Origin of the sequence: Streptomyces sp. NPDC093252 (assembly GCF_040683675.1) — a bacterium.
Lineage (GTDB): Bacteria > Actinomycetota > Actinomycetes > Streptomycetales > Streptomycetaceae > Streptomyces.
This window is the reverse complement of the sequence record NZ_JBFBEM010000014.1, coordinates 127,868-150,748: the sequence shown is the minus strand read 5'-3', so window position 1 is coordinate 150,748 and position 22,881 is coordinate 127,868. Positions and strand designations below refer to the sequence as shown.

26 protein-coding genes, 1 tRNA gene and 1 pseudogene are annotated in these 22,881 nt (G+C 73.2%); 18 read left to right on the top strand and 10 right to left on the bottom strand.

All coding sequences use genetic code 11. The features are described 5' to 3' along the window. Positions 1 to 16: 16 nt before the first annotated feature. On the bottom strand, positions 17 to 769 hold the full coding sequence (locus AB0O01_RS27670) for an SDR family oxidoreductase (RefSeq protein WP_365317478.1): 753 nt from the start codon (positions 767 to 769) through the stop codon (positions 17 to 19). 195 nt (positions 770 to 964) lie between these two features. Here AB0O01_RS27670 and AB0O01_RS27665 point away from each other — a divergent pair, with 195 nt between their 5' ends. Continuing rightward, positions 965 to 1,408 (top strand): SRPBCC family protein, encoded by a 444-nt coding sequence (locus AB0O01_RS27665; protein WP_365317476.1) that lies wholly within the window; start codon positions 965 to 967, stop codon positions 1,406 to 1,408. Between the two features lie 8 nt (positions 1,409 to 1,416). Here AB0O01_RS27665 and AB0O01_RS27660 read toward each other — a convergent pair whose 3' ends face one another. Both AB0O01_RS27660 and AB0O01_RS27655 read right to left on the bottom strand, forming a co-directional pair. Then, positions 1,417 to 2,118, bottom strand: a complete 702-nt coding sequence (locus AB0O01_RS27660) for a response regulator transcription factor (protein ID WP_365317475.1) — start codon at positions 2,116 to 2,118, stop codon at positions 1,417 to 1,419. Further along, positions 2,115 to 3,332, bottom strand: a complete 1,218-nt coding sequence (locus tag AB0O01_RS27655; RefSeq protein ID WP_365317473.1) for a sensor histidine kinase — start codon at positions 3,330 to 3,332, stop codon at positions 2,115 to 2,117. Before AB0O01_RS27655 ends, AB0O01_RS27660 begins: the two co-directional genes overlap by 4 nt. A 323-nt stretch (positions 3,333 to 3,655) precedes the next feature. Between AB0O01_RS27655 and AB0O01_RS27650 the strand changes: the two genes are divergently transcribed. Further along, positions 3,656 to 4,282, top strand: coding sequence for a heme-binding protein (locus AB0O01_RS27650; protein ID WP_365317471.1), 627 nt, complete (start codon positions 3,656 to 3,658; stop codon positions 4,280 to 4,282). 18 nt (positions 4,283 to 4,300) lie between these two features. Here the strand turns inward: AB0O01_RS27650 and AB0O01_RS27645 are convergent, their stop codons facing one another. The 3 genes from AB0O01_RS27645 to AB0O01_RS27635 form a co-directional block, all read right to left on the bottom strand. After that, entirely contained in the window at positions 4,301 to 6,175 is a 1,875-nt protein-coding gene (locus tag AB0O01_RS27645) for a copper resistance protein CopC (RefSeq protein WP_365317617.1), read from the bottom strand. Positions 6,176 to 6,307: 132 nt separating this feature from the next. Continuing rightward, positions 6,308 to 6,955: a GNAT family N-acetyltransferase gene (locus AB0O01_RS27640; RefSeq protein ID WP_365317469.1), complete on the bottom strand. Its 648-nt coding sequence runs from the start codon at positions 6,953 to 6,955 to the stop codon at positions 6,308 to 6,310. Next, positions 6,948 to 9,287: a penicillin acylase family protein gene (locus tag AB0O01_RS27635; RefSeq protein ID WP_365317467.1), complete on the bottom strand. Its 2,340-nt coding sequence runs from the start codon at positions 9,285 to 9,287 to the stop codon at positions 6,948 to 6,950. Before AB0O01_RS27635 ends, AB0O01_RS27640 begins: the two co-directional genes overlap by 8 nt. Before the next feature lie 243 nt (positions 9,288 to 9,530). On the opposite strand from AB0O01_RS27635, the gene AB0O01_RS27630 reads away from it, so the two are divergent. Together AB0O01_RS27630 and AB0O01_RS27625 are read left to right on the top strand one after the other, a co-directional pair. Continuing rightward, the gene (locus tag AB0O01_RS27630) at positions 9,531 to 10,202 is read left to right on the top strand and encodes a siderophore-interacting protein (protein WP_365317465.1); all 672 of its coding nucleotides are present in this window, start codon (positions 9,531 to 9,533) and stop codon (positions 10,200 to 10,202) included. Between the two features lie 27 nt (positions 10,203 to 10,229). After that, positions 10,230 to 10,847 carry an HhH-GPD-type base excision DNA repair protein gene (locus AB0O01_RS27625; RefSeq protein ID WP_365317463.1) on the top strand — a complete coding sequence of 206 codons (618 nt, stop codon included), beginning with the start codon at positions 10,230 to 10,232 and terminating at the stop codon, positions 10,845 to 10,847. Between the two features lie 22 nt (positions 10,848 to 10,869). Here the strand turns inward: AB0O01_RS27625 and AB0O01_RS27620 are convergent, their stop codons facing one another. Next, on the bottom strand, positions 10,870 to 11,751 hold the full coding sequence (locus AB0O01_RS27620) for a hypothetical protein (protein ID WP_365317461.1): 882 nt from the start codon (positions 11,749 to 11,751) through the stop codon (positions 10,870 to 10,872). Between the two features lie 217 nt (positions 11,752 to 11,968). On the opposite strand from AB0O01_RS27620, the gene AB0O01_RS27615 reads away from it, so the two are divergent. After that, positions 11,969 to 12,634: an HdeD family acid-resistance protein gene (locus AB0O01_RS27615; protein ID WP_365317459.1), complete on the top strand. Its 666-nt coding sequence runs from the start codon at positions 11,969 to 11,971 to the stop codon at positions 12,632 to 12,634. Positions 12,635 to 12,729: 95 nt separating this feature from the next. After that, positions 12,730 to 13,062 (top strand): hypothetical protein, encoded by a 333-nt coding sequence (locus tag AB0O01_RS27610; RefSeq protein ID WP_365317457.1) that lies wholly within the window; start codon positions 12,730 to 12,732, stop codon positions 13,060 to 13,062. A 439-nt stretch (positions 13,063 to 13,501) separates the two neighbouring features. On the opposite strand, the pseudogene AB0O01_RS27605 reads toward AB0O01_RS27610, so the two are convergent. Further along, a pseudogene (locus AB0O01_RS27605) lies at positions 13,502 to 13,639 on the bottom strand (helicase HerA-like domain-containing protein); the annotation flags it as partial. A gap of 315 nt (positions 13,640 to 13,954) precedes the next feature. Here AB0O01_RS27605 and AB0O01_RS27600 point away from each other — a divergent pair. Both AB0O01_RS27600 and AB0O01_RS27595 read left to right on the top strand, forming a co-directional pair. Next, the gene (locus AB0O01_RS27600) at positions 13,955 to 14,251 is read left to right on the top strand and encodes a type II toxin-antitoxin system VapB family antitoxin (RefSeq protein WP_003991361.1); all 297 of its coding nucleotides are present in this window, start codon (positions 13,955 to 13,957) and stop codon (positions 14,249 to 14,251) included. Positions 14,252 to 14,386: 135 nt separating this feature from the next. Then, entirely contained in the window at positions 14,387 to 15,049 is a 663-nt protein-coding gene (locus AB0O01_RS27595) for a LytR C-terminal domain-containing protein (RefSeq protein ID WP_365317455.1), read from the top strand. 195 nt (positions 15,050 to 15,244) lie between these two features. On the opposite strand, the gene upp is transcribed toward AB0O01_RS27595, so the two are convergent. Continuing rightward, a complete protein-coding gene (upp, locus tag AB0O01_RS27590) occupies positions 15,245 to 15,880 on the bottom strand; it encodes a uracil phosphoribosyltransferase (RefSeq protein ID WP_365317453.1) in 636 nt (211 codons plus the stop codon). A gap of 94 nt (positions 15,881 to 15,974) precedes the next feature. Here upp and AB0O01_RS27585 point away from each other — a divergent pair, with 94 nt between their 5' ends. The 9 genes from AB0O01_RS27585 to AB0O01_RS27545 all read left to right on the top strand — a co-directional run bounded on the left by AB0O01_RS27585 (position 15,975) and on the right by AB0O01_RS27545 (position 21,780). Continuing rightward, positions 15,975 to 16,193 (top strand): hypothetical protein, encoded by a 219-nt coding sequence (locus AB0O01_RS27585; protein ID WP_365317452.1) that lies wholly within the window; start codon positions 15,975 to 15,977, stop codon positions 16,191 to 16,193. A 299-nt stretch (positions 16,194 to 16,492) separates the two neighbouring features. Beyond that, positions 16,493 to 17,017, top strand: coding sequence for a hypothetical protein (locus AB0O01_RS27580; protein WP_365317615.1), 525 nt, complete (start codon positions 16,493 to 16,495; stop codon positions 17,015 to 17,017). A 77-nt stretch (positions 17,018 to 17,094) separates the two neighbouring features. Beyond that, on the top strand, positions 17,095 to 17,526 hold the full coding sequence (gene tadA / locus AB0O01_RS27575; RefSeq protein WP_365317612.1) for a tRNA adenosine(34) deaminase TadA: 432 nt from the start codon (positions 17,095 to 17,097) through the stop codon (positions 17,524 to 17,526). Between the two features lie 75 nt (positions 17,527 to 17,601). Next, positions 17,602 to 17,689: transfer RNA gene (locus tag AB0O01_RS27570), tRNA-Ser, on the top strand. Between the two features lie 406 nt (positions 17,690 to 18,095). Next, the gene (locus AB0O01_RS27565) at positions 18,096 to 18,272 is read left to right on the top strand and encodes a hypothetical protein (RefSeq protein WP_365317450.1); all 177 of its coding nucleotides are present in this window, start codon (positions 18,096 to 18,098) and stop codon (positions 18,270 to 18,272) included. Between the two features lie 7 nt (positions 18,273 to 18,279). Further along, positions 18,280 to 18,573: a Dabb family protein gene (locus AB0O01_RS27560; protein ID WP_365317448.1), complete on the top strand. Its 294-nt coding sequence runs from the start codon at positions 18,280 to 18,282 to the stop codon at positions 18,571 to 18,573. A 190-nt stretch (positions 18,574 to 18,763) separates the two neighbouring features. Next, the gene (locus AB0O01_RS27555) at positions 18,764 to 19,708 is read left to right on the top strand and encodes an RNA polymerase sigma factor SigF (RefSeq protein ID WP_365317610.1); all 945 of its coding nucleotides are present in this window, start codon (positions 18,764 to 18,766) and stop codon (positions 19,706 to 19,708) included. Between the two features lie 420 nt (positions 19,709 to 20,128). Beyond that, a complete protein-coding gene (locus tag AB0O01_RS27550) occupies positions 20,129 to 21,061 on the top strand; it encodes an RNA polymerase sigma factor SigF (protein WP_365317446.1) in 933 nt (310 codons plus the stop codon). An 80-nt stretch (positions 21,062 to 21,141) separates the two neighbouring features. Next, on the top strand, positions 21,142 to 21,780 hold the full coding sequence (locus AB0O01_RS27545) for a hypothetical protein (RefSeq protein WP_365317444.1): 639 nt from the start codon (positions 21,142 to 21,144) through the stop codon (positions 21,778 to 21,780). A 32-nt stretch (positions 21,781 to 21,812) separates the two neighbouring features. Here the strand turns inward: AB0O01_RS27545 and AB0O01_RS27540 are convergent, their stop codons facing one another. Then, positions 21,813 to 22,004: a hypothetical protein gene (locus tag AB0O01_RS27540; RefSeq protein WP_365317443.1), complete on the bottom strand. Its 192-nt coding sequence runs from the start codon at positions 22,002 to 22,004 to the stop codon at positions 21,813 to 21,815. A gap of 417 nt (positions 22,005 to 22,421) precedes the next feature. Here AB0O01_RS27540 and AB0O01_RS27535 point away from each other — a divergent pair, with 417 nt between their 5' ends. After that, a complete protein-coding gene (locus tag AB0O01_RS27535) occupies positions 22,422 to 22,880 on the top strand; it encodes a MarR family transcriptional regulator (protein ID WP_365317441.1) in 459 nt (152 codons plus the stop codon). Position 22,881: the final 1 nt, after the last annotated feature.

Genomic DNA, 22,881 nt, shown 5'->3' with positions numbered 1-22,881 from the left:
CGGCCGGCGCCCGTCCTCAGCGTCCCTCGTCCCGGGTCAGCCAGTCCTCGTAGCGGGTCGCCGCCCGCTCCACGCCGGGGTCGTCCGTGCCGGTCAGTACGTCCGGCATGCCCGCGAAGAGGCTCGCGGTTTCGTCGGTGACGACCGTGCGGCCGTCCGGGTGGGCGGCGAGGGTCAGCTCGCCCAGGTGGTCGAGACCGTGCACCTCCGGGCCCGCGACGCGGTGGACGGAGCCGGTCGGCTCGCCCCGCGCCGCCCGTGCCACCGCCCCGGCGACATCCGCCGACGCGATCGGGCGCAGCGGCAGCGACGGCAGCCGTACCTCCGTGCCCCGGGTGGACAGGTCCATCACCGGCGCGACGAACTCGAAGAACTGGGTCGCCCGCACGATGCTGAACGGCACCCCGCTCTCCCGCACCGCCCGCTCCTGGGCGACCTTGGCCAGGTAGTAGCCGTAGTCCGGGACCCGGTCCACCCCGACGATGGACAGCGCGACATGGTGCCGTACCCCGGCCTCCCGCTCGGCGGCGAACAGGTGTTCCGCCGAACGGGTGAAGAAGTCCAGCGCCGGTCCGGCCTCGAAGGATGGCGAGTTCGAGACGTCGACGACCACTTCGGCGCCCCCGAGCACCTCGGCCAGGCCCTCTCCGGTGTAGGCGTTCACCCCGGTGGAGGGGGCGGCCGGAACCGTCTCGTGCCCGGCCCCGCGCAGCAGTTCCACCACCTGCGAGCCGATCAGACCCGTACCGCCGATCACCACGATCCTCATCGCTGTCTCCGTTCGCTCCGTGTTCCGTGATGCGCGATCCGCCGGGGGGCGGTTCGCTGGTCCCAGGTGCTTCAGGTATTTCAGGTGCTTCAGGTGCTTCGAGTGCTTCAAGTGCTTCAGGTGTCCTCTCATTGGTGGGGCGCGGCAGCAACACGGCGGGTCGGCCGGTGAGGGCGGTGGGTGAGGAGGTGGATCGTGGCACGGAGCCGGCGGCTGATCCTCAGCGCGCCCGAGGATGTCTGGGCGCTGCTCGCCGACGGGCGACGGTACGGGGAGTGGGTCACGGGGACGCGGGCGGTGCTCGCGGTGGATCCGGACTGGCCGGGGGTCGGCTCGCGGCTGCGGGTCCGGGTGGGGGCCGGACCGCTGACGCTGGACGACACCGTCGTCGTACGGATCTGTGAGCCGGGGCGGCGGCTGGAGCTGGAGGCGCGGGCCGAGCCGTTCGGGGCCGCGCGGATCGCCATGCGGCTGCTGCCCTGGGGCGGGCACACCCTGTTCACCCTCGACTGGCATCCGCTGCGCGGGCCCGGCACCCGGATGCACGGGCTGCCGGTCGACTATCTGGTGGCCGTGCGGAACGGGATGATGCTCACCACGTTCGCCCGGATCGCGGTACGGGAGTCCCGTCCCGGGTAGCAGGGCCGTCAGCCCAGCAGTCGGCGGGCGTTCGCCGCCGCCACCGCGCCCGCCCGGGTGTCGACGCCGAGTTTGTCGTAGATCCGGCGCAGATGGGTCTTGACGGTGGCCTCGCTGATGAAGAGGGCGCGGGCGATCTCCCGGTTGGGCAGGCCCTGGGAGAGCTGGGTGAGGATGTCGCGCTCGCGGGCGGTGAGGGCGGGGGCGGGGCTGCGCAACTGGGCCATCACCCGGCCCGCCACCGGCCCGGACAGCGCCGTACGGCCCCGGGCCGCCGCGTGGATCGCCGCGAACAGTTCCTCCGGGCCCTCCGCCTTGAGCAGATAGCCGGTGGCGCCCGCCTCGATGGCGCGGGTGATGTCGGCGTCGGTGTCGTAGGTGGTGAGGACGAGGACGTGTGGGACGTGTGGGACGTGTGGGGCGTGCGGGGCGGGGGCGCCGGGGGCGTGGGGGGCTCGGTCGGCGACCAGGCGGCGGGTCGTCTCCACGCCGTCCATGCCGGGGCCTAGCTGGAGGTCCATCAGGACGACGTCCGGGCGCAGTTTCCGGGTCATCGCCACGGCCTCCTCCCCGCTGCCCGCCTCGCCGATCACCTCGATGCCGGGGGCACTGCCCAGCAGCGCGAGCAGTCCGGCGCGGACCACCGCGTGATCGTCGCAGAGGAGGATGCGGACGGGGGTGGGGGCCGGGGGAGGGGCAGGAGGGGTCATGTGGGGGTGCCTTCCAGGGGGTGGAGGGGGACGGACGCCGAGACGACCGTGCCCTCGCCGGGGGCCGACTCCACCGTCAGAGTGCCGCCGAGCTGGCGCAGCCGGGCGCGGCCGGCCGGGAGGCCTTGGCCCCGGACGCCGGACGCGGTGATGGGGCGGGCGGTGGGGTCGAAGCCGGTACCGTCGTCGGCCACGTCCAGCACGATCTGGTCGTCCAGGCAGGTCAGGGTGACGGTCACGGTGGTGGCGCGGGCGTGCTCCCGTACGTTGGCCAGGGCGCCCTGCGCGATCCTGAGCAGCGCGGCCTCGACGGGGGGCGGGACCGGCAGCGCCGGGGTGCCCTCGGTGTGCACCCGGACGGTGAGGCCGTCGGCGCCGGCCGCCCGCACCCGCTCCGCCACCGCCCGCAGCGCCCCCGCGAGCCCGCCCGCCTCCGCCAGGTCGGCCGGGGTGAGGTCGTGCACGAAACGGCGGGCCTCGGCCAGATTGCTCTCGGCGATGGCGGCGGCGGTGTGGATGTGGCCCCGGGCCGTCGCGCCGTCCGTGTCCCAGAGCCGGTCGGCGGCCTGGAGCAGCATCCGCTGGCTGGACAGGCCCTGGGCGAGGGTGTCGTGGATCTCCCGGGCCAGCCGCTCCCGCTCGGCGAGGGTGCCCTCGCGGCGCTCGGTGGCGGCGAGTTCCCGGCGGGTGCGGATCAGATCGTCGATGAGGGCGCGCTGCCGGGCCGTCTGGCGTTCCATCGTGACGAAGACGGTGGTGGCGACGGCGGCCACGGCCGGGGGCGCCAGCAGGATGTTCGGGTCGGCCCAGCCCGCCAGCTTCGACTGGGCGGCGACGGTCAGCGCGGTGAGCAGCACCACCAGCGCGACGGCGGCCCGCAGCGGGAGGGTCCGCAGCCCGGTGTAGAAGAGCGGCACCGCGCACCAGGCGAAGCTCGGCGCCAGCACGACCAGCACCGCCCAGGCGGCCACCACCACGCCGAGCCAGGTCACCCGGCGCAGGGTGAGCCGGGCACCGAGGGCCGGACCGAGCACGTACAGCACCGCCAGCAGCACCGACAGGGCGACCACCAGGGGGGTGAGCGGGTCGCCGGGGTGGCGGGAGAGATAGCGGGCGAGGGAAGCGCCGAGCAGCACGAAGAAGGCGGTGTGCATGACGAGGGTGAGGGCGCGGGTGCCGTCGGTGGGGGGTGTGGATCCGAGTGGGGGGGCCATGGGGTCGTCGTCCTCCTTTCTGCTCCGGTGGGTTCGGTGGGTTCGGCGGCGCGCGCTGCTGATCTGGGCAGACACTCGGGCAAACACCTCCATTGTTCCCCGGCCGGGGCCATCGGCGGTCATCCGTTCGGACGACACCGCCCTCCCCCGATCCGGGCCGCGGACCGAGCCCCTCCGGCGACGGGGGCGGAGCGCTTCCGCGCCCAGGATCGAAGGGTCACATCGATCGCATCGGCATCCCGACCGCATCGATCACGCCGATCACGCCGATCGCTCGCATCGATCACCTCGACACCCCAGAAACGCACCCGGAGGGCCCCACCATGCAGCACACCGCCAAGCACCGCGTCCGTTCCGTCTCCCGCCGTGCCCGACTGTTCACCGGCGGTGCCGTGCTCGCCGTCGTCGTCGCGGGCGGGGCCGGTACGGTCGCCGCGAACGCCGCCGGTTCCGCCCCGGCGGGCGGCCAGTCCGGCACCCAGTCCGGCGCTCAGTCCGGTACGTCGGTCTCGCGGTCGTCCGCCGGGGACCCGGCCCGCGGGAACCTCACCCAGTCCACCCACCTCACCGTGGACGCCGCCACCGAGGCCGCGCAGGCCGCGCTGGACGCCGCCGAGAAGGAGAACCAGCGCGTCTCCGTCGCCGTCGTCGACCGCAACGGCAACACCCTGGTCACCCTGCGCGGCGACGGCGCCGGCCCGCAGTCCTACGAGTCCGCCGAGCGCAAGGCGTTCACCGCGGTGTCCTGGAACGCCCCCACGTCCGAACTGGTCAAGCGGCTGGCGCAGACGCCGAACCTCAAGGACATCCCGGGCACCCTGTTCCTCGGCGGAGGTGCCCCGGTCGCCGTCAAGGGCGCGCCGATCGCGGGCATCGGGGTCGCGGGGGCGCCGAGCGGCGACCTGGACGAGAAGTTCGCGAAGGCGGGCGTGGCCGCGCTCAACCGCTAGACCTCCCGGGCCATACACCTAGGGCAGCACCCGCAGGGTTCCGGTCTCGCTCACCTGGTCCAGTTCGGAGACCCGGACCGTCAGTCTCATGGTCCAGGTGCCCTCGATGGGCAGGGTGAGCGAGTCCGTCGCCCAGTAGCCGCCGCGGTCGGTCAGCTCGGCGTCGATCGGGCCCAGTTCCTTGTCGGGCAGGGTGAACGACAGCCGCAGCTCGGGCAGGATCGTCAGCCCGCCGTCCGCGCCGAAGACGACGGCCTGGACGGAGTTGTCACCGACCCGGGCCGGGTCGAGCGTGATCTCCACCGTGCCGGACCCGCCGGGCGTCCCGGTGTCGAAGGGCACGGTCACGGCGGCGGTGCGCGGCTGCGCGGCCACCGGCACCTGGATCCCGGCCTCCGCCGCCGCCTCCCCCGCGGCCCGGCCGGGCAGGGTGGCGGTGAGCACGGTGGTGACGAGCAGTACGGCGGCGGCGACGGCGGCCTCGGCGAGCACGGACCGGCGCAGGGCGCGGCGGTACCGGCGCTCGGTGCCGCCGTCGTCTTCGCCGTTGCCGTCGTCGCCGAAGTCCGGGCAGCCCCCCTCGGGAACGGCGTCCGCCCCGGTACCGCCCCCGACAGCCACCGGCACAGACACGGACACCGGTTCCGGCACCGCCTCCAGCACCGGAACCGATTCCGGCTCCCGCTCCCGCACCCACTCCCGCTCCCGCTCCCGCTCCCGCGCCTCCGCCTCGCCCACCCCCGCCCACCCCCGCACCACCCGGCGGGAGACCCCCGCCGCCGCCAGCAGCGCCGCCACCGCGAGCAGCTTCAGCAGCAGCACCCTCCCGTACGCGGTCCCGGTGAGCGCGGACAGGGAGCCGAGCCCCCGCCAGGACTGGTAGACCCCGGTCACCACCAGCACCGTCACCGCCATGAAGGCGATCCGGGAGAAGCGCCGCACCACCCGCAGCCCGAGCGGCCCCGGCGTCCCCCGCAGAGTCGCCGGCAACGCGACCAGCCCGCCCAGCCAGACGCCCGTCGCCAGCAGATGCAGCGTCGAGGAGGCGACGGCCACCGGCACCTGGATCCCGGCCGAGGCGTGCTCGGCCGCCGACCAGGTCACCGCCAGCCCGACCGCGACGACGGCCGCCGCGCCGGTCAGCACCGGAGTGCGCCGCCGGGACAGGCGGACCAGCAGCAGCGCGGCGGGGACGAGCAGCAGCAGCCGCGCGGCCAGCAGGATTCCGGGGCGGCCGGAGAGGGTGCGGGTGAGGGCACCGGGGTCGAAGGCGGTCGCGGGGCCGGTGCCGGCCTCGTAGGGGGCGCGGAGGAGCAGCAGGGCGAAGGTGGTGACCAGCAGCGTCCACCAGGCCGTCCGCAGCAGCGGGCGGAGCGGCCCGGTGCCGGGCGGACGGCACAGCAGCGCGAACGCGGCCACCCCGATCAGCACGGCCCCGGCGAGATACGCCAGATAGCGGGCGGTGTTCTGGAGCGCGCCGGTGGCCCGGTTCTCGGGCGGGCCGGTGTCGACGGCGGGCGGGGCCGGGGAGGGGGCGCCGATGGAGAAGGTGAAGGCGCCGGAGACGGGGTGGCTGTCGGAGGACACCACCCGCCAGGCCACGGTGTAGGTGCCCCGGTCCAGGCCGGTGGCGGGGAGGGCGATCCGGAGGGTGTCCGCGCTGCCGGGGGCGTGGCCGACCGAACGGGGGCGGAGGCGGTGGTTGCCGGGGTCGTAGATCCGGATCGACCCCTCCAGCAGGCCGACGGACTCGGTGAAGGTGAGAGTGAGTTCGCTGGGGGCGGTGGCGACGACGCTGCCGTCGGCAGGGGTGGTGGAGCGCGGGGCGGCGTGCGCGGAGGCCGGTCCGGCTCCGGCGAGGAGCAGGACCGGCAGGGCGGCGAGCAGCACCAGGGCCCGCAACCGACGCCGCCACCCGTCCTCCCCCACGCCGCGCACTGCGCCGTCATCGCCCATCACGTCGTCTCTCCGTCGTCACCACTGCTTCGGGTACGGGGAGGGATACGGACGGCGGGGGACTTGTGCTCAGCGGCCCGGGACGGTCCCCTCCCCACCGAGGGCGTGCGGCCCTCCCGGAAACACCGACTCCCGCTCCAGAAAGGCGAGCTGCGCTCTCTTCTCCGGCAGATAGACCTCCGGCAGATCCACCTCCGGAAGGACCACCACCGGGCCCGGGGTGAAGCCGCAGCGGACCATCCTGGCCAGGGCCTTCGCGTTGCGGGTGTCGGGGTCGACGACGATCCGCCGCCGGTCCAGGGTCACCAGGGCGAAGCCCATCAGCACCGACATCAGCGCCGTGCCCCAGCCGGGCCGCACCCCGCCCGGTCCGGCCGGGGCGACCAGCAGATGGACGCCGATGTCCCCGGGCCGAACCTCGTAGCAGTCGCCGACCCGGTCGGCCTCCGGCTCATAGGTCTGGAAGAGGGCGACCGGGGTGTGGTCCTTGACCACCAGATAGGCGTGATGAGTGTTCAGGGTCTCCATGTGGGCGTAGATCTCGGTGATGCCCCGGCGGTCCACCCCGGTCATGCCCCAGAACACCGCCCGCTCCTCGCTCACCCAGCCGTGCACCGCCGGGGCGTCCCGCTCGGGGTCCAGGGGCAGTACGCGTACGGTGCCGAAGCCGTCGATCGCGCTCTCGTGGACCGCACGGCGGTGGGTGTAGTCAGGCATCGGCATCTCCGTCGGCATCTCCGTCGGCAGCGGTATCGGTGGCGGCATCGGTAGCGGTGGCTGCATCAGTGGCGGTATCGGTGGCTGCATCGGTGGCGGGCTCCTTCTCCTCGGTGAGCCGGTCCCAGTCGGTGACGACGGGGGCGAGTTCCCCGGCGAGCCACAGCGGGAGCTGGTCGCGGTGGTGGGGGGAGCCGGGGACGCCGGACGCGCCGAACGGCACCACCCAGCGGCTGTTCTCGCGCCGGGCCAGGTCCCAGACATAGCGGGCGGCCGGGCCCCGTACGGCCAGGTCGGTGACGCCGGGGACGGACGAGGTGCACAGCACGCAGTCGTGGTCGCCGGAGAGGGCCGGGAGGGCGGCGTTCCCGGGGGAGGTGTGCCCGGGGCCCGGCATCCCCGGCGTGCCCGGCGTGCCCAGCGTCTCCGGCGTCCCCGGGGGCCAGGCCCGCCAGGGCGCCAGGCGGTGCGTCTCACCCCACATCCGGCGCTCCGCCGCAGGCCGGGCCGCCGTCTCCTCCAGCGCCTCGCGCACCAGCGGCCCCCGCTCGACGCCGTACAGCTCCTCCGCGTCGAGGAGGTGTTCGAGGGCAAGGCCGATACGCGGGCGCAGGGCCAGCCAGGGCTGGAACGGCTCGGGGTAGGCGGGCGGTTCGCCGAGCGGGGCGAACACCGGGTGCGCGGCGAGCCGCCGGACCACCGCGGAGCGCAGCGCGGCGAACGCGGCGGCGTCCCTGCTGGTGGCCTCCATCCGGCGGTCCCAGCGCAGCAGCCGGTCGCGCAGATCAGTGGCGGCGGGCGTGAGGGCGTCGGCGGGCAGCGCGGCGATGCGGTCCAGCAGGGCCCTGGCGCTGAGCAGCAGGGTGTCGGTGTGCAGCGCGGCCAGGGCGTCGGCGGACCAGTGCCGGCGTTCGGCGAGCCGGGCGGTGATGCGGTCGGCGCGGTGCGGGGCGGAGAACTCGACGCCGAGCGGGGCGGCGGGGCCGCGCTGGTTGGCCATCACGGCGATGCCGTCGGTGAGCCGTGCGACCCGGGGGGTCTCGTGCCAGCCGGTCCACTCGTGCCCGGGTTGCCAGGCGGGCACCGGGCGGATCCGGTTGGCGTCCGCCCGGACCGGCACCCGGCCCGCGACCCGGTGCAGGGTGGCGCCCCCGGTGTCGGCGGCGAGCACCACGTTGACCGGCTCCACCCAGCGGTCGAGGGCCCGGTCGACATCGGCGACGGTCCGGGCCCGCAGCAGCGGCAGCAGCGCGCCGAAGCCCAGCTCGGCGGTGACACGGGGCGGATGACGGAGGCTGAGGGCGAGGGGGGCGGGGGGGACGAGAGGGTTGGAGGGAGCGGCGTCCGCGGGAACACCGACCACGCCCTCCACGCCCTCCCCGCCGTCATACCCCTCCAGCCCCTCCAGCCCTTCCGGTCCCCCCGCGATCACCGGCCCCCGCGCGGTCTCGATCACCTCCACCGGTACCGGCTCCTCCCCCGCCACCGACACCGTCTCGGTATAGCGGCGGGCGCGCCTCCAGCGGCCGTCGGGGTCGAGGGCCTCGACGCCGATGCCGGTGCGGCGCAGGCGTTCGCGGTACAGGTCCTGGTAGTCGGCCATGGCGTTGGTGATGGCCCAGGCGACCGTGCCGGTGTGGCCGAAGTGGGCGATGCCGGGGACGCCGGGCACGGCGAGGCCGACGACGTCGAACTCCGGGCAGGCCAGCCGGATCTGCTGGTAGACGCCGGGGTCCTCGATGACCCGGTGCGGGTCACCGGCGAGCAGGGCGTGCCCGGTGACGGTCCGCTCCCCGGCGACCAGCCAGCCGTTGCTGCCCGCCGTGCCGGGGCCGTCGGTGGCGAACAGCCCGACCGCGGCCGGGCCCAGCCGCCGTACCGCCTGCTCCCGCCAGAGCTTGAGCGGCAGGCCCGTGAACAGCACATGGGTGGACAGCCAGACGCCGAGCGGGGTCCAGGGCTCCCAGCGGCCGGGGGCGAGGCGGGCCGCGGCGAACTCGGGGGCGCGCCGGGCGCCTTCCACGAGCCCGGCGTTGACGCCCTCGGTGTAGGCGGTGACCCACTCGGCGCTCTCGGGATCCTCGTCGGCGAGTGCGGCGAAACAGCGGCGGGCGGTGTCGGCGAACAGGGCGCGGCGGGCCAGGACGTCCCAGGGCAGGGCGGTCGTACCGAGGAAGGCGGCGGAGGTGCCGAGCAGGCGGTGGCGTTCGGTCTCCAGTTGCCAGGCCCGGTCCAGGGCGGTGACCCGGCCCTGGGCACGGGCGAGTTCACGGGCGCTCGCGGCGCGCAGATGCGGGATGCCGTGGGCATCGCGGTAGGTCTCGGTACGCACCCTGATTCTGTTCCCCTGCCGTGTCGGTGCCGTGTCCAGTCGGGCGATTTTAGGTTAGGCTTGCCTAAGTAACCCGCTGGGGAGAGAGCGTACGCGACCCGCGAAGGGACACCGGAGCAGCACCGGAGCAGCACCGGAGCCCGACACCGAAGGGACACCATGGGCCAGGGTCAGAGTCAGGGCCGGAGTCGGGATCAGGAGCAGAGGCCGGGGCACGGCTGGCAGGGCACGGTCCTGAAGTGGATGGGCGCGAAGGACTTCGTGCTGACCGTGACCGGCGTCGAGGACGTGGGCCCGGCCTACCGGCGGCTGCATCTGTCGGACGGCGACCTGCTCGCCGCGTACGGCCCGCATCCCACGATGTGGGTACGGCTCTGGTTCGACCGGGCGGGCAAACCGCACCAGCGCGCGTACACGCTGGTCGACCCGGACCGGGAGACCGGCACGTTCTCCCTTGAGTTCGCACTCCACGAGGGGTGCGCCAGTGACTGGGCGCGGGCGGCGAAGCCCGGTGACACGATCGAGGCGACGGTGCAGGGCACGGGCTTCCAGCGGCCCCGGCCCGAGCCCTCCCACGTCTTCGCGATCGGCGATCCGGCCTCGCTGCCCGCGCTCAACTCCCTCTTCGACGCGCTCGGCGCGGCCCCGGCCACCCTGTGGTTCGAGGGCGGCCTGGACGGCCTGCCCTGCCGGGCCGACCCCGGCCGCACCACGGTCCACGAGGTCCCGCGCGCGGGCTCCGCCCTGGCCGACCGGGTCCGCGCCGACCTGCCCGCCCTGCTGCGCGCCACCCCGCACCCCTACGTCTGGATCGCCTGCGACACGGCGACCACCCGCACCCTCTCCTCCTATGTCCGCCGGGAACTCGGCGTCCCGAAGGACCGGATGCACGCGCTGGGCTACTGGCGCGCGTAACCACGCCCGGCGGGGGATCATCGACGCATGGACGTCAGCCTGCACCTCGCCCAGGACCCGGACGCCGACGCGCTGCTCGGCCGCTCCCCGCTCGCCGCGCTGACCGGGATGCTGCTGGACCAGCAGGTCCCGATGGAGTGGGCGTTCAAGGGGCCGCGCACCATCGCCGACCGGCTCGGGGCGGACGACCTGGACGCGCACGAGATCGCCGCCCGCGACCCGGAGGAGTTCGCGGCGCTGCTCTCCGCCAAGCCCGCCGTGCACCGCTACCCCGGGTCCATGGCCAAGCGCATCCAGCAGTTGTGCCAGTACCTGGTGGACCACTACGACGGTGACCCCGAGGCCCTGTGGCGGGACGCGGACACCGGCGCCGAACTCCTGCGCCGCCTGGAGGCCCTCCCGGGCTTCGGCAGGCAGAAGGCACAGATCTTCCTGGCCCTGCTCGGCAAGCAGCTCGGCGTACGGCCCACCGGCTGGCGGGAGGCGGCGGGCGCGTACGGCGAGACCGAGGCGTACCGTTCGGTCGCGGACATCACCGGCCCGGAGTCCCTGGCCCTGGTCCGGGCCCACAAACAGGAGATGAAGGCGGCGGCAAAGGCAGCGAAGGCGGCGAAGACAACGGGGACGACCGGGAAACGGCCCTGACCTGGGCCGGGTACGACGGTGATCAGAGGCGCCCGGCGACCCGGTCGCTCAGCCGGACGACGGCGAGTTCGATCTGACCGAACATGTCCTCCCACCCGGCCACCCCCACACACCCCTCCTCCCCCTCGCCGAGCCCCGCACGGGCGGACCCGTGCACCGGCATCAGACCCTCCTCGCCGTCGGTGCAGAAGTGCCCGAGGTGGGCGCGCAGACCGGGATGGGCGACGGAGGCCAGCGCCCCGGCCCACTCCGCCCCGGGTCCCGTCGTGAACGGCACCAGGTCCCCCGGCGTCCGACCGGTGTCCAGGGCGGCGCACAGGGCGCCCAGCAAGGTGCCGTCGGAGACCAGCCGGGGGAAGAGGACCCTCCAGGTACCGGCCAGCGCCGGGTCGGCGAGATCGACGCCGTGCCGCTCCAGCAGCGGGGCGAGATCGGCACCGCGGACGAGGCCGGGCGAGAAACAGACGTCGGCGACATCACCGGCGAAGCCCTCCGGGAGCGCGGAGGGTTCCGCGCCGGACGCCTCCGGCACCCCGACCACCCCACCCTCCGGCACCCCACCCCCTGCCCGCTCCCCCATCGCCCCCACCCCCATCGCCCCCACCCCGAACACCGACCCACCCGCGTCGAAGACCGGGCTGCGGTCGGACTCGTCGAAGACCGGGCAGTCCCAGACGACCGGCAGCGCACCGCGCAGCGCGGCCGGGCGCACCCACTCCGGGTCGCGCAGGAACCCGGCCTCGTCGATCAGATTGCCGCCGATCCGGGCGGCGTACACCGCGTCGGGGTCGTACTCCCCCAGCGGGCGGCCGAGCAGGGCGGCGAAGGCGTCGGCGAGCTGCCGGTCCCAGGCGTCGGGCGCGGCGGTGGACGGGGCCGACGGCCCGGAGATCTCACGCGTCATGGCGGCACCGTAGCGACGGCCTCTGACAACGGGCCGGCGGGCGTTCCGGCGACGGGTCGGCCGAAGCCCGACAACAGATCGGCCGGAGTTCCCGCGACGAGTCGGCCGAACCCCGGCAGCGGGCCGGGGGCGCGAGAGGACCGGGGACGCGCCGCCCGGTCAGCCGCTTGGCCCGCCCCCGGTGGCGGGCCCGTCGCGCGCGGTCCAAGCATGGATCATGACCGAGCCATCGAGCGGTCCCTCCCGGGACCCCGAGTACGACGACCGCAAGGTCCGCACCGGGCACCCCGGCGGCAACCGGTACGACCCCGAACCGCCCTTCGAGGGCCCGCTGCACGCCCTGTCCCGGGCCGCCTGGCAGGTGGTGCTGGTGACCGGCGTCGCCTCGCTGGTCCTGGGTCTGCTGATCCTGATCTGGCCGGGGCCCTCCCTGCTCGTCGCCGGTGTGCTGTTCGGCCTGTACCTGCTGATCAGCGGCATCTTCCAGCTCGCCGCCGCGTTCGGCACGCACCGGACGACCTCGCTGCGGGTGCTGGCCTTCATCAGCGGCGCGCTGTCGATCGTGCTGGGCCTGTTCTGCTTCCGCGGTCCGACCCAGTCCATCCTGCTGCTGGCCCTGTGGATCGGCATCGGCTGGCTGATCCGCGGCATCACGCAGACGCTGGCCGGCTTCTCCGACACCTCGATGCCCGCCCGGGGCTGGCAGATCTTCCTCGGCATCGTCACCTTCCTCGCCGGGATCGTGCTGATCGTCTCCCCGTTCGAGTCGATCGCCGTACTGACCCTGGTCACCGGCATCTGGCTGCTCGCCGTCGGCATCGTCGAGATCATCACCGCCGTCCGGATGCGGGGCCGCGCACGAGAGGTGCCGCGGACCCTGTGAACGGAGGGCGGGGCAGCCGGGGCGGGCTACGCCGAGCGGGCGGTTGTGCCGTCCGCCGGGCAGCCGTCACCACCCCGCCGGGGGACACCCCCTCCATGCCCCGCTCGCCCCGCCCCCCGGCCCGCCGCACCTGGCTGCGGATCGCGGTCCTGCTGCTGGCCCTGCTGGTCCCGGGCGCGCACAGCGGGGCCCACGCCCTCCCCCTGACACCGGCGGTCTGCGAGAACGGCGGTACGACGGCCGAGTACGACGTCCTCGGCACCGCGCTGCGCCCGGTCACCCGGAGCGCCCAGCACCCGGCCGCCCCGCCCCGCCCCGAGCCGCTCCGGCCCGCCGGACCCGCTCCCGCCGCCCACCCCGGACACCAGGCATCTCCCCTGGCCCCCCACTCCCTGCACTGCCTCCGCTCGGTGGTCCTGCGCTGCTGATCCCGGCGCCCGGCCCCACCCCTGATGACTCATCACGCACCGAGCGAGGTACTCCGTCATGCCCACAGACCCCTACGCCGTCCTGCGCGCCCTGCTGCGCGCGGAAGCCCACCGCAACACCCCCCGACCGACCGACCCACAACCGCAACCGCAACCGCAACCGCAACCGCAACGGGCCCAGCAACCAGAACGCATCGAACCCTCCGAACCCGCCCTCTCGACACCTTCCTCCACCCCCTCTCCCGCCACCCCGAGCCCGAGGGAGCGGCACGGAACCCGCTGACCCCGAGCCGGGCGCCTCCCGCATCCCCCCCGGGGGGCGCCCTCAGCGGCGCCGGGCCGTCCCGAGCACCGCACGGCTGATCTCCCGCCCGATCCGCGTACCGAGCGACCGCGCCGGCGACTTGAACATGCCACTGCCGACCAGCCGACCCCTTTCGAGCGACTGCTCCTGGGTCCGGTTGAGCTGGAGCACCTTGGACAGCAGCACCGGGCCGAAGCTGGTGACGGTGGCCCGCAGCGGGATGCCGTGCCCGATGCCGCAAAGCGCGTAGAACTCGGCGGGGAAGCCGGTCGCGGCGGGCGGGGCCGGAAGCGGAACCGGAGACGGGACCGGAAGCAGGGGAACCGGGAACGCGATCGCTGTCGCTCATGCCAGACCTCTGCGGTCAGACCTCTGCGGTCGGGACTCTGCGGTCAGACCTCCGCGGTCGGGACTCTGTGATCGGGTCTCTGTGGCCAGGACTCTGTGATCGGGTCTCGGCGGTCGGGTCTCTGTGTCGAACCTGCGTCGACAAGTCTTCCGGTTTGCCCCACTTGACGGCATCTTTTCCGGTGCCGCGCTGCCTCTCCATGGCTGCGCCGTGAAGCGCTTGCCCGGTAGGCTTTCCGTGTGATCTTCAAGCGCATCGGAAACGGCCGGCCGTACCCCGACCACGGCCGGGACAGCACCCGGCAGTGGGCCGACGTCGCGCCGCGCCCGGTCCGCCTCGATCAGCTCGTGACCACCAAGCAGCAACTCGACCTGGAGACGCTGCTCGCCGAGGACTCCACCTTCTACGGCGACCTCTTCGCGCATGTCGTGAAGTGGCAGGGCGATCTGTATCTGGAGGACGGACTGCACCGCGCGGTGCGCGCCGCGCTCCAGCAGCGCCAGGTGCTGCACGCACGCGTCCTCGAACTGGACTGACCCGGCCCGCCGCCGCCCCGGCCACACCCCCGCGGAGCGCCTCGCGGGGCGCCTGTTGGCCCTTTCGGGTTGGACTGGGCGACGTCGAATGATCATCTAGTAGGCATCACCGCTCAGGCGCACTACGCTGCGCTCATGAGCATGCTGACTCCCCCCGGCATGGGTGGCCAGTACCGGATCACGGGGGACAAATACCCGCGTATGCGTCGGCCCCGGCGACGGGGACGGCTGGCGCTCGCCGTGGTGGCGTCGACCACCGCGATCGGCCTGGTCGGCTGGGGCACCTTGCAGCTCATCGATGTCTTCACCGGCGGCGGCGACTCCGCCGCGGCGGCTGCCGGGACCAATGGGCACTGCCCCGGGACAGCGAGCCCGTCACCGGGCGCCGCGCGCTCCGCGGGCGCGGACACCCCGGCCGCCGGACCGCCCCCGGCCCCCGGGAAGATCACCGTCAACGTCCTGAACGCCACGACCCGCTCCGGCCTCGCCAAACGCACGGCGGACGAGCTGGCGAAACGTGGCTTCAAGATCGGCGAGGTGGGGAACGCGGCGAAGCAGTACGACAAGAAGGTCAAGGGCACGGCCATACTGCTCGGCCCCACCGCCTCCCTGCCGGTCCTCGCCACCCAGCTCAACACGGCGGAACGCCGCACGGACGCGTCCCGCAAGGGCATGGAGATCGACCTGATCCTCGGCGACGCCTTCAAGTCCCTGGACACCCGAACCAGGTCAACCCAGGCCCTCACCGCCCTGACCAGCCCCCAACCCACGACAACGGCAACGCCCAAGGGCTGCTGAAAAGGGCATTCGTCTTTCAGGGGCGCGGGGAACCGCGCACAGCACAGTCACCCCCGGCACAATTCAAACCCACCCAAGAACAAACACCCTGCTTCTAAAGGGGCGCTGGGGGTACCCCCTCTGGGGGAGGAACTGCGCGACCAGCCACACTCCACCCGCACCCAACCACCGCAAACACCCCCGCCCCCCAACCCCCTACTCCGCAGCCCCGTACATCCGATCCCCCGCATCCCCCAGCCCCGGCACGATGTACCCCTGCTCGTTCAACCGCTCATCCACCGACGCCGTCACCACCGTCACCGGCGTCCCCGCCAGGTCCCGCTCCATGACCTCGACCCCCTCCGGCGCGGCCAGCAGCACCACCGCCGTCACATCGTCCGCACCGCGCCCGATCAGTTCCTTGATCGCCGCGACCAGCGTCCCGCCCGTCGCCAGCATGGGATCGAGCACATACACCTGCCGCCCGGACAGATCCTCGGGCATCCGCGTGGCGTACGTGGACGCCTGGAGCGTCTCCTCGTTGCGGATCATGCCGAGGAACCCCACCTCCGCCGTCGGCAGCAGCCGCACCATGCCGTCCAGCATGCCGAGCCCGGCCCGCAGGATCGGCACGACCAGCGGCCGGGGATGGGACAGCTTGACGCCGGTCGTGGCGCTGACCGGGGTGTGGATGTCGACCTGCTCGGTACGCACGTCCCGGGTCGCCTCGTAGGCGAGCAGGGTGACCAGTTCGTCGGCGAGCCGGCGGAAGGTCGGGGAGTCGGTGCGCCGGTCGCGCAGGGTGGTGAGCTTGTGAGCGACCAGGGGGTGGTCGACGACATGGAGACGCATGCCCCCACAGTAACCGCGCCCCCTCCCCCCGCGCGCTGGCATCAAACCGCCCGTCCGGGGGAAAGTGGGATGGATCGACTGGGGTGGTGAAACCATGCGTGACCTGCCGGACCGGCCCGACGCGCCGGACGCGCCGGACGCCTACGACGCGGACCACGGCGCACGGGAGGCCGACGCGGAGCGACGGCGGCGCCGGGCGCAGTTTCTGCGGGAACTCGCCGAGGCACGCGCCCTGCGCGACCGCGTACAACCCCGCCGGGCCAAGACCGCCCGGCTGCGCCGCGCGATGCGCATGCGAACATTCCGCTGGTAGAGACGGCACCGCGGGCACGCCGGGAAGATCCGCACCGGGCACGGGCGTTGACCGGGTGGTCGTGCGAGGCGCCGGAGAAAAGGCGCGTACGATCCGCAGGTGGCGGCGGCAAGCGCGCTGGTGACTCTTTGCTCACGTGCGATCAAAAGTGCCAGACACAGGGAGCCGAAGACGTCCCCTGGGCGCCTTGTTTCTGCCACGATTCCGAGTGGGTGGGGCTCGGAGCACCGGACCTCCACCCGCAACCTCCGCCGGGGGGAACCCCAACCGGCACGCCTATGACCAGTGGGAGAGTCACGGTGTACTTCGCCGCACTGCTCGCGCGCACCGAAGACGGGTGGGAAGCGAGCAACACAGAGCTCGACGATGTGGAGACCCTGTCGGATCTGGCCGACCTGGCCCGGGACGCCGCCCCCGACGAAGACACGGTGCTCGTGCTGATCGAGCAGGAGGACGCCTGGTTCGGCGTCGTCCGCTTCGACGGCGAGGACGACCCGCGGATCTACGTCTCCGACGCGGTCGCCGCGGCCCGCAGCAGCTACGGAGAGATGCTGCTCACCGACGAGCTGCTCGGCCGGGACCCCGACGAGGGCGACGACCTCGACACCCTCGACCTGGATGGCACCGAGGACGGCGAGCCGGACCGCGGCGACCCGGAGGACGGCGACGGGGACGACTCCCTGCCGCACGGCCCGGTCGGGGACCCCGCGATCCTGGACGACCTGGGCGTCAGCGAGAAGGAACTGCGGTCCCTGTCCGAAGACGCCCTGGGTGAGATCGCCGAGTCCCTGGGCGTCTCGGAGGTGCTGGAGACCGTCCGCTGACCCCGCCCGCCCCGTCCCCGCCTCCCCCGTCGCGTCCCGCCGCCGCCGACCCGGTGCGCGACCCCTGGCGGGCCGCCATGCGGCTCGCCCTGGACCAGGCCGCAGCAGCCGTCGCCGCCGGTGACGTCCCGGTCGGCGCGGTCCTGCTGGGCCCGGACGGTACGAGTGTGCTGGCGGCCGGGCACAACGAGCGCGAGGCCACCGGCGACCCGACCGCGCACGCCGAGGTGCTGGCGATCCGCCGGGCCGCCGCCGCGCTCGGCCAGTGGCGGCTCACCAACTGCACCCTGGTGGTCACCCTGGAGCCCTGCACGATGTGCGCGGGCGCCCTGGTGCTCGCCCGGGTGGACCGGGTCGTCTACGGCGCCCGGGACGCCAAGGCGGGCGCCGCCGGGTCCCTCTGGGACGTGGTGCGCGACCGCCGGCTCAACCACCGGCCCGAGGTGATCGAGGGCGTGCTCGGCGACGAGTGCGCCCGGGTCCTGACGGACTTCTTCCGGGGCCGCTGAACCCCGCCGGGAGCCGTCCTCCACCGCCCGATACCGATTTCAAACCAGGCCGCCGCTTGCTGTAAGGTCTCCCTCGGTAGCGTGTCCGAGCGGCCGAAGGAGCTCGCCTCGAAAGCGAGTGTGGCGCAAGTCACCGAGGGTTCAAATCCCTCCGCTACCGCCAGTCGAATTGAGAAGGGCCCCGTCGAAAGACGGGGCCCTTCTCGTGCATCCCGTATGCCGGTGGGTCGGGGGAGACGGTCGCGGGGGATCGGCCGTCTCCCCCGGCGGGGGCGGACCTCCAAGTACACGCCGGTCACGGGGAGACATGGCGCGTACCCCGCAGTGGGGGTCCGTCCCTGGCCGCCGCGGGACTCCTGCCAGTACCGCCCGGCGGCCACAGCCCCATGGTGGCCCCGGGACCCGCGCCGGGCACGGTGGCGAACGGCCCCGCCGGTTGGGCCGTTGGTCCTCAAATCACACCGGAAGCTACACTCACCCGCGGTCAGCAGCGACACGGATCACCGTCGCGGGTCACAGGCGCGGATTGCAGGCGCGGGTCACAGGCGAAGGTCGTAGGGGAGGCCGCGATGGCGGTGCACGCGAAGAAGATCGCGGTCTATGTGCTCGTGGTCTTCGTGCTGTATTTGATCATCACGGACCCGGCGAAGGCGGCGGACTACGTCCAGATAGGCTTCGAGGGCATTTCGGACGCCGCCAAGGCCATCGGCGACTTCATGACCTGGGTCGTCAACGGAGGGAACTAGGGAACTCATGATCCGCCACCTGGTGCTGTTCAAGCTCAACGAGGGCGTCTCCCCGGACGACCCCCGGGTCGCCGCCGCCGTCAAGTCCTTCGACCGGCTGGACGACCGGATCGAGGAGCTGCGCGAGTGGGAGCTGGGCCGCAACATCAGCGACCGCCCCATCGCCTACGACTTCGCCGTCAACTCGGTCACCGAGGACCGCGACGCCCTCCAGCGCTATCTGGTCCACCCGGACCACCAGGCCGGGGCCGCGCTCTGGCGCGAGGTCGCCACCTGGGTGGTAGCCGACTACGAGTTCTGACCGTTCCCGAGCCCCGGGAAACCCCCGGTCAGTGAGCCCTTCGCCGCAATGGCGGAGGGCTTTCCCCTTCCTTCCCCCCTCGCACGACCCCAACTTCACCCTCAACACGGCGTAATGCGGTGCTTGCACACGGTGCACATGTCTTGTGATGCTATGACCGCTTTTGACGAATGAGTTGACAGATTACGAGGTGGAGTTGACCGTGCCGGCCAGTACTGCGCCTCAAGCACCGCCCCAGGGGTCCCCCGGGCCGGGCACCCCTCTCCAGCCCCCGGCCCAGACCTCCCCCCAGACCGCCCCGCAGCCGCCCTCCCCGTCCTCCCAGCCCTCTCCCCAGCCCCCGGTGGCGGGTGCGGCGCCGCAGCGGAGCAGCCGGGGGGCGGACACCCGGGCCCTCACCCAGGTGCTGTTCGGCGAGCTGAAGCAGCATCAGCCGGGTACGCCGGAGCACCACCGCGTGCGGGGGGCGCTCATCGAGGCGAATCTCCCGCTCGTGCGCTACGCCGCCGCCCGCTTCCGGTCCCGCAACGAGCCGATGGAGGACGTGGTCCAGGTCGGCACCATCGGGCTGATCAACGCCATCGACCGGTTCGACCCGGAACGGGGTGTGCAGTTCCCCACGTTCGCCATGCCGACCGTCGTCGGGGAGATCAAACGGTACTTCCGCGACAATGTGCGCACGGTCCATGTCCCGCGCCGCCTCCATGAGCTGTGGGTGCAGGTCAACAGCGCGACCGAGGACCTCACCACCGCCTTCGGGCGCTCCCCCACCACCGCCGAGATCGCCGAGCGGCTGCGGATCTCCGAGGACGAGGTGCTGTCCTGCATCGAGGCCGGACGGTCGTACCACGCGACCTCGCTGGAGGCCGCCCAGGAGGGCGACGGCCTGCCCGGACTCCTGGACCGGCTCGGCTACGAGGATCCCGCGCTGGACGGGGTCGAGCACCGGGATCTCGTCCGCCATCTGCTGGTGCAGCTTCCGGAACGCGAACAGCGAATTCTGCTGCTCCGCTACTACAGCAATCTCACCCAGTCCCAGATCAGCGCGGAACTCGGCGTCTCCCAGATGCATGTCTCACGGCTGCTGGCGCGCAGTTTCCAGCGGCTGCGGACGGCCAACCGGATCGACGCCTGAGACCCGGCGTCCGGCCGGGCGCGGGCCCAACCGGAGTCCTCGCTGACGCGTGACCGGCTGGGCGACCGGGCGGTAACCGGAGCGGACCGGCCGGGCCCCCCAGGGACGGCGACGGCGATATCCGGAAGAGCCGGGGAAACGGACCGGCGCACAACCGAAAGCCAGAGCGACCCGTCATCACCGCGAGCGAATCGCTCACCAGGGATGTTGGCATCGGAATCGGGTTGAAACACCGTCACACCCCCTCTTTCCAGGGCTGATTCGCGTCTCGCATGTCGACATGTCACTACAGCGTGTTGCCGACATGTGACATTCTGCGGGAAGCGCGTTTGCCGTGGCTCCGGCTCCGGTATTCAGGTGAAGGCTGCGCTCCTCGGCAGAGGAGTGGCCACGACCGTCCCGCGACCCAAAGGGGGTGGCATGTCCGCAGACCAGGGCAGCTCGAAGGTGCTCACGCTGACGAAGAGCGAGGAGGCGCCCGAGGCGCTCGCTGCGCTCGGCCCCATCGACACCATCGACGCCTCGCCGGCTCTCGACGCCACCTCGGCCCTCGCGGCCGTACCGGCTCCGGCCGTCCCGGCCGCCTCGGAGGCCATCGACACCCGCACCCTGTCCCGCTCCCTGTTCCTGCGGCTCGCCGCGCTGGACGAGAACAGCCCCGAGCGCGCCTACGTCCGGGACACGCTGATCGAGCTGAACCTCCCGCTGGTGCGGTACGCGGCGGCCCGGTTCCGCTCGCGCAACGAGCCGATGGAGGACATCGTCCAGGTCGGCACGATCGGGCTGATCAAGGCGATCGACCGGTTCGACTGCGAGCGGGGGGTCGAGTTCCCGACCTTCGCGATGCCGACGGTCGTCGGGGAGATCAAGCGGTTCTTCCGCGACACCTCGTGGTCCGTGCGCGTCCCGCGCCGCCTCCAGGAGCTGCGGCTCGCCCTCACCAAGGCCAGCGACGAGCTGTCCCAGAAGCTGGACCGCTCCCCGACCGTCACCGAGCTGGCCTCGGTCCTCGGGGTCTCCGAGGAGGACGTGGTCGACGGCCTCGCGGTCGGCAACGCGTACACCGCGTCCTCGCTGGACTCCCCGGCGCCCGAGGACGACGGCGGCGAGGGCTCCCTCGCGGACCGCCTCGGCTACGAGGACACCGCCCTGGAGGGCGTGGAGTACCGGGAGTCCCTCAAGCCCCTGCTGGCCAAGCTGCCGCCGCGCGAGCGCCGGATCATCATGCTCCGCTTCTTCGCCAATATGACCCAGTCGCAGATCGGCGAGGAGGTCGGCATCTCCCAGATGCACGTCTCCCGGCTGCTGACCCGGACGCTGGCGCAGTTGCGGGAAGGGCTGATCTCGGACTGACCGGATGCGTCGCCGGATGCATCGCCGCCGCCCCGCACCTGCCGAGGTGCAGGGAGCCGGGCCCGGGGTAGGAACGGGCCATGGATCTGGGGGCGGTGCTGATCGCGGTGACCGGTGTGGCGGGGACGCTCGGCGGGGTGGTGCTCACCCAGCGGGGCGCGGACCGGGCGAAGACCCGTGAGCTGGAGCTGACGCGGGCGATCGAGGAGGCCCGGCTCCAGCGCGAGCTACGGCGGACCTGCTACACGGAACTGCACCGGGACGCCCGGCAGTTCGCGACCGCCCTGAGCGCGCATCTCTATGTACTGCGGGACGGCACGCGCGGGGACGAGGAGACCCGGGCCCTGGAGAACGCCAAGGCCGCGCACCGCGACCGCTGGTCGGAGACGTTGATGATCGCCCCGGACACCGTCCTCGCCCCCGCCTCCGCGCTGAACCGGGCACTCACGCAGGTCTACGGCCAGGTCAAGCGGCTGGAGAGCGGACAGCCCCGGCCGGGCGAGACCCTGCGGTCGGCAGCCGAGGCCCAGGAGGGGCTGTGGGTGCTGGTGCGGGGCGTCCGGGAGGCCATGCGGCGGGATCTGGGGGTCGCGATCGGCGGGGACGCGCGCCGCACGGTGCCGGGGCCTCCCCCGGGCGACCCCGGCGCCATCGCCGACGACTTCACCGAACCGCCCCCGGGCGACGGGACCGCCGACCGGGGCCGGACAGGATCCTGACAGCGGGGTTCGTCGGCGGTCGGCGACCCTCGTTACCTCAGCGCCAGCCAGGCCACCGCCGCCACGATGACGACCGCCGCGACGACGCCGATGATCAGGCCCAGCTTCGGGCCGGAGGACGTCTGCTGCGGGCGGCTGCCCTGGGGGTCGTCGACGAAGGCGCGGAACATCTGAGTGCTGCCCGCGGGGTCCGGGGTGCCCTGGGGATTCTGGGAGTTGGCCATGGGCTGAGACCCTAGCGAAGTCGCCGGCGCGGGCCCAAGCGGGGGTTGCCTGCCGACCGGGGTGGGGGTTGCCTCCCGGCCGGGGTGGGTGGGGTGGTGGCCGGGGTTCGGTTCTCCGGGGGCTCCGCCCTCGGGCCAGGTCGGCCCGGTCGGCCCGGTCGGCCCGGTCGGCCCGGTCAGCCCGGTCGGCCTCGTCCTCAAGCGCCGGACGGGCCGGTGGGGGCCGGGTCCGGCTCGCAGGGGTGTGGGGCCGTGGTCCCCGGCGGCTTCGCCGCCCCGCGCGCCTCACCAGCCCCTTTACACCCGCCAATACTTGCCTTTGCCAAATTTTTGCTGCCCTTAGCATCTTTTTGTTTGCCCTCGGCAACCAACCGCTTCTACGGTTGCCTGAAGCAACGAAAAGGGGAGGGTGGCCCGATGGCCGAGCCGACGCTCTATGCCGAACTGGCGCGGCAGCTCAGTGCCGTTGGCGCGGTGAAGCGGGATCTGGCGCGGCGGCTGCCGCCCTCCTGTCCCGCCGGGTCCGTCGCCGCGCTGCTGGTCGTCGAGGAGCACGGGGATCTCCGGATCGGGCGGCTGGCGGAGCTGCTGGCCGTGGACATGTCCGTGACCAGCAGGCATGTCGCCCATCTCGCCGACCGCGGGCTCATCGAACGCACCTGCGACCCGGCCGACAAACGCTCCCGCATTCTGCGGCTGACCCCCGCCGGGCACGCCCTGCTCGACGAGTTGCAGCGGCGCAGTACCGCGCTGCTGGCCGAGCGGCTGAGCGACTGGACCGACGACGACGTCGGCGAACTGACCCGGTTGATGTCCCGGTTGCGGGCGAGCTTCGACGACACCCGCCCCGGTGCGACCGCGAACAGCACCACCTGAC

Bases quoted from the DNA above. Each gene is read 5' to 3' on its own strand.
- AB0O01_RS27595 (WP_365317455.1), top strand. From the start codon at position 14,387: ATGAGCATGCTGACTCCCCCCGGCATGGGTGGCCAGTACCGGATCACG.
- AB0O01_RS27640 (WP_365317469.1), bottom strand. From the start codon at position 6,955: ATGCCTGACTACACCCACCGCCGTGCGGTCCACGAGAGCGCGATCGAC.
- AB0O01_RS27615 (WP_365317459.1), top strand. From the start codon at position 11,969: ATGACCGAGCCATCGAGCGGTCCCTCCCGGGACCCCGAGTACGACGAC.
- AB0O01_RS27585 (WP_365317452.1), top strand. From the start codon at position 15,975: ATGCGTGACCTGCCGGACCGGCCCGACGCGCCGGACGCGCCGGACGCC.
- AB0O01_RS27650 (WP_365317471.1), top strand. From the start codon at position 3,656: ATGCAGCACACCGCCAAGCACCGCGTCCGTTCCGTCTCCCGCCGTGCC.
- AB0O01_RS27545 (WP_365317444.1), top strand. From the start codon at position 21,142: ATGGATCTGGGGGCGGTGCTGATCGCGGTGACCGGTGTGGCGGGGACG.
- AB0O01_RS27630 (WP_365317465.1), top strand. From the start codon at position 9,531: ATGGGCGCGAAGGACTTCGTGCTGACCGTGACCGGCGTCGAGGACGTG.
- AB0O01_RS27540 (WP_365317443.1), bottom strand. From the start codon at position 22,004: ATGGCCAACTCCCAGAATCCCCAGGGCACCCCGGACCCCGCGGGCAGC.
- AB0O01_RS27610 (WP_365317457.1), top strand. From the start codon at position 12,730: ATGCCCCGCTCGCCCCGCCCCCCGGCCCGCCGCACCTGGCTGCGGATC.
- tadA (WP_365317612.1), top strand. From the start codon at position 17,095: ATGCGGCTCGCCCTGGACCAGGCCGCAGCAGCCGTCGCCGCCGGTGAC.
- AB0O01_RS27625 (WP_365317463.1), top strand. From the start codon at position 10,230: ATGGACGTCAGCCTGCACCTCGCCCAGGACCCGGACGCCGACGCGCTG.
- AB0O01_RS27620 (WP_365317461.1), bottom strand. From the start codon at position 11,751: ATGACGCGTGAGATCTCCGGGCCGTCGGCCCCGTCCACCGCCGCGCCC.
- upp (WP_365317453.1), bottom strand. From the start codon at position 15,880: ATGCGTCTCCATGTCGTCGACCACCCCCTGGTCGCTCACAAGCTCACC.
- AB0O01_RS27565 (WP_365317450.1), top strand. From the start codon at position 18,096: ATGGCGGTGCACGCGAAGAAGATCGCGGTCTATGTGCTCGTGGTCTTC.
- AB0O01_RS27560 (WP_365317448.1), top strand. From the start codon at position 18,280: ATGATCCGCCACCTGGTGCTGTTCAAGCTCAACGAGGGCGTCTCCCCG.
- AB0O01_RS27660 (WP_365317475.1), bottom strand. From the start codon at position 2,118: ATGACCCCTCCTGCCCCTCCCCCGGCCCCCACCCCCGTCCGCATCCTC.
- AB0O01_RS27655 (WP_365317473.1), bottom strand. From the start codon at position 3,332: ATGGCCCCCCCACTCGGATCCACACCCCCCACCGACGGCACCCGCGCC.
- AB0O01_RS27670 (WP_365317478.1), bottom strand. From the start codon at position 769: ATGAGGATCGTGGTGATCGGCGGTACGGGTCTGATCGGCTCGCAGGTG.
- AB0O01_RS27535 (WP_365317441.1), top strand. From the start codon at position 22,422: ATGGCCGAGCCGACGCTCTATGCCGAACTGGCGCGGCAGCTCAGTGCC.
- AB0O01_RS27550 (WP_365317446.1), top strand. From the start codon at position 20,129: ATGTCCGCAGACCAGGGCAGCTCGAAGGTGCTCACGCTGACGAAGAGC.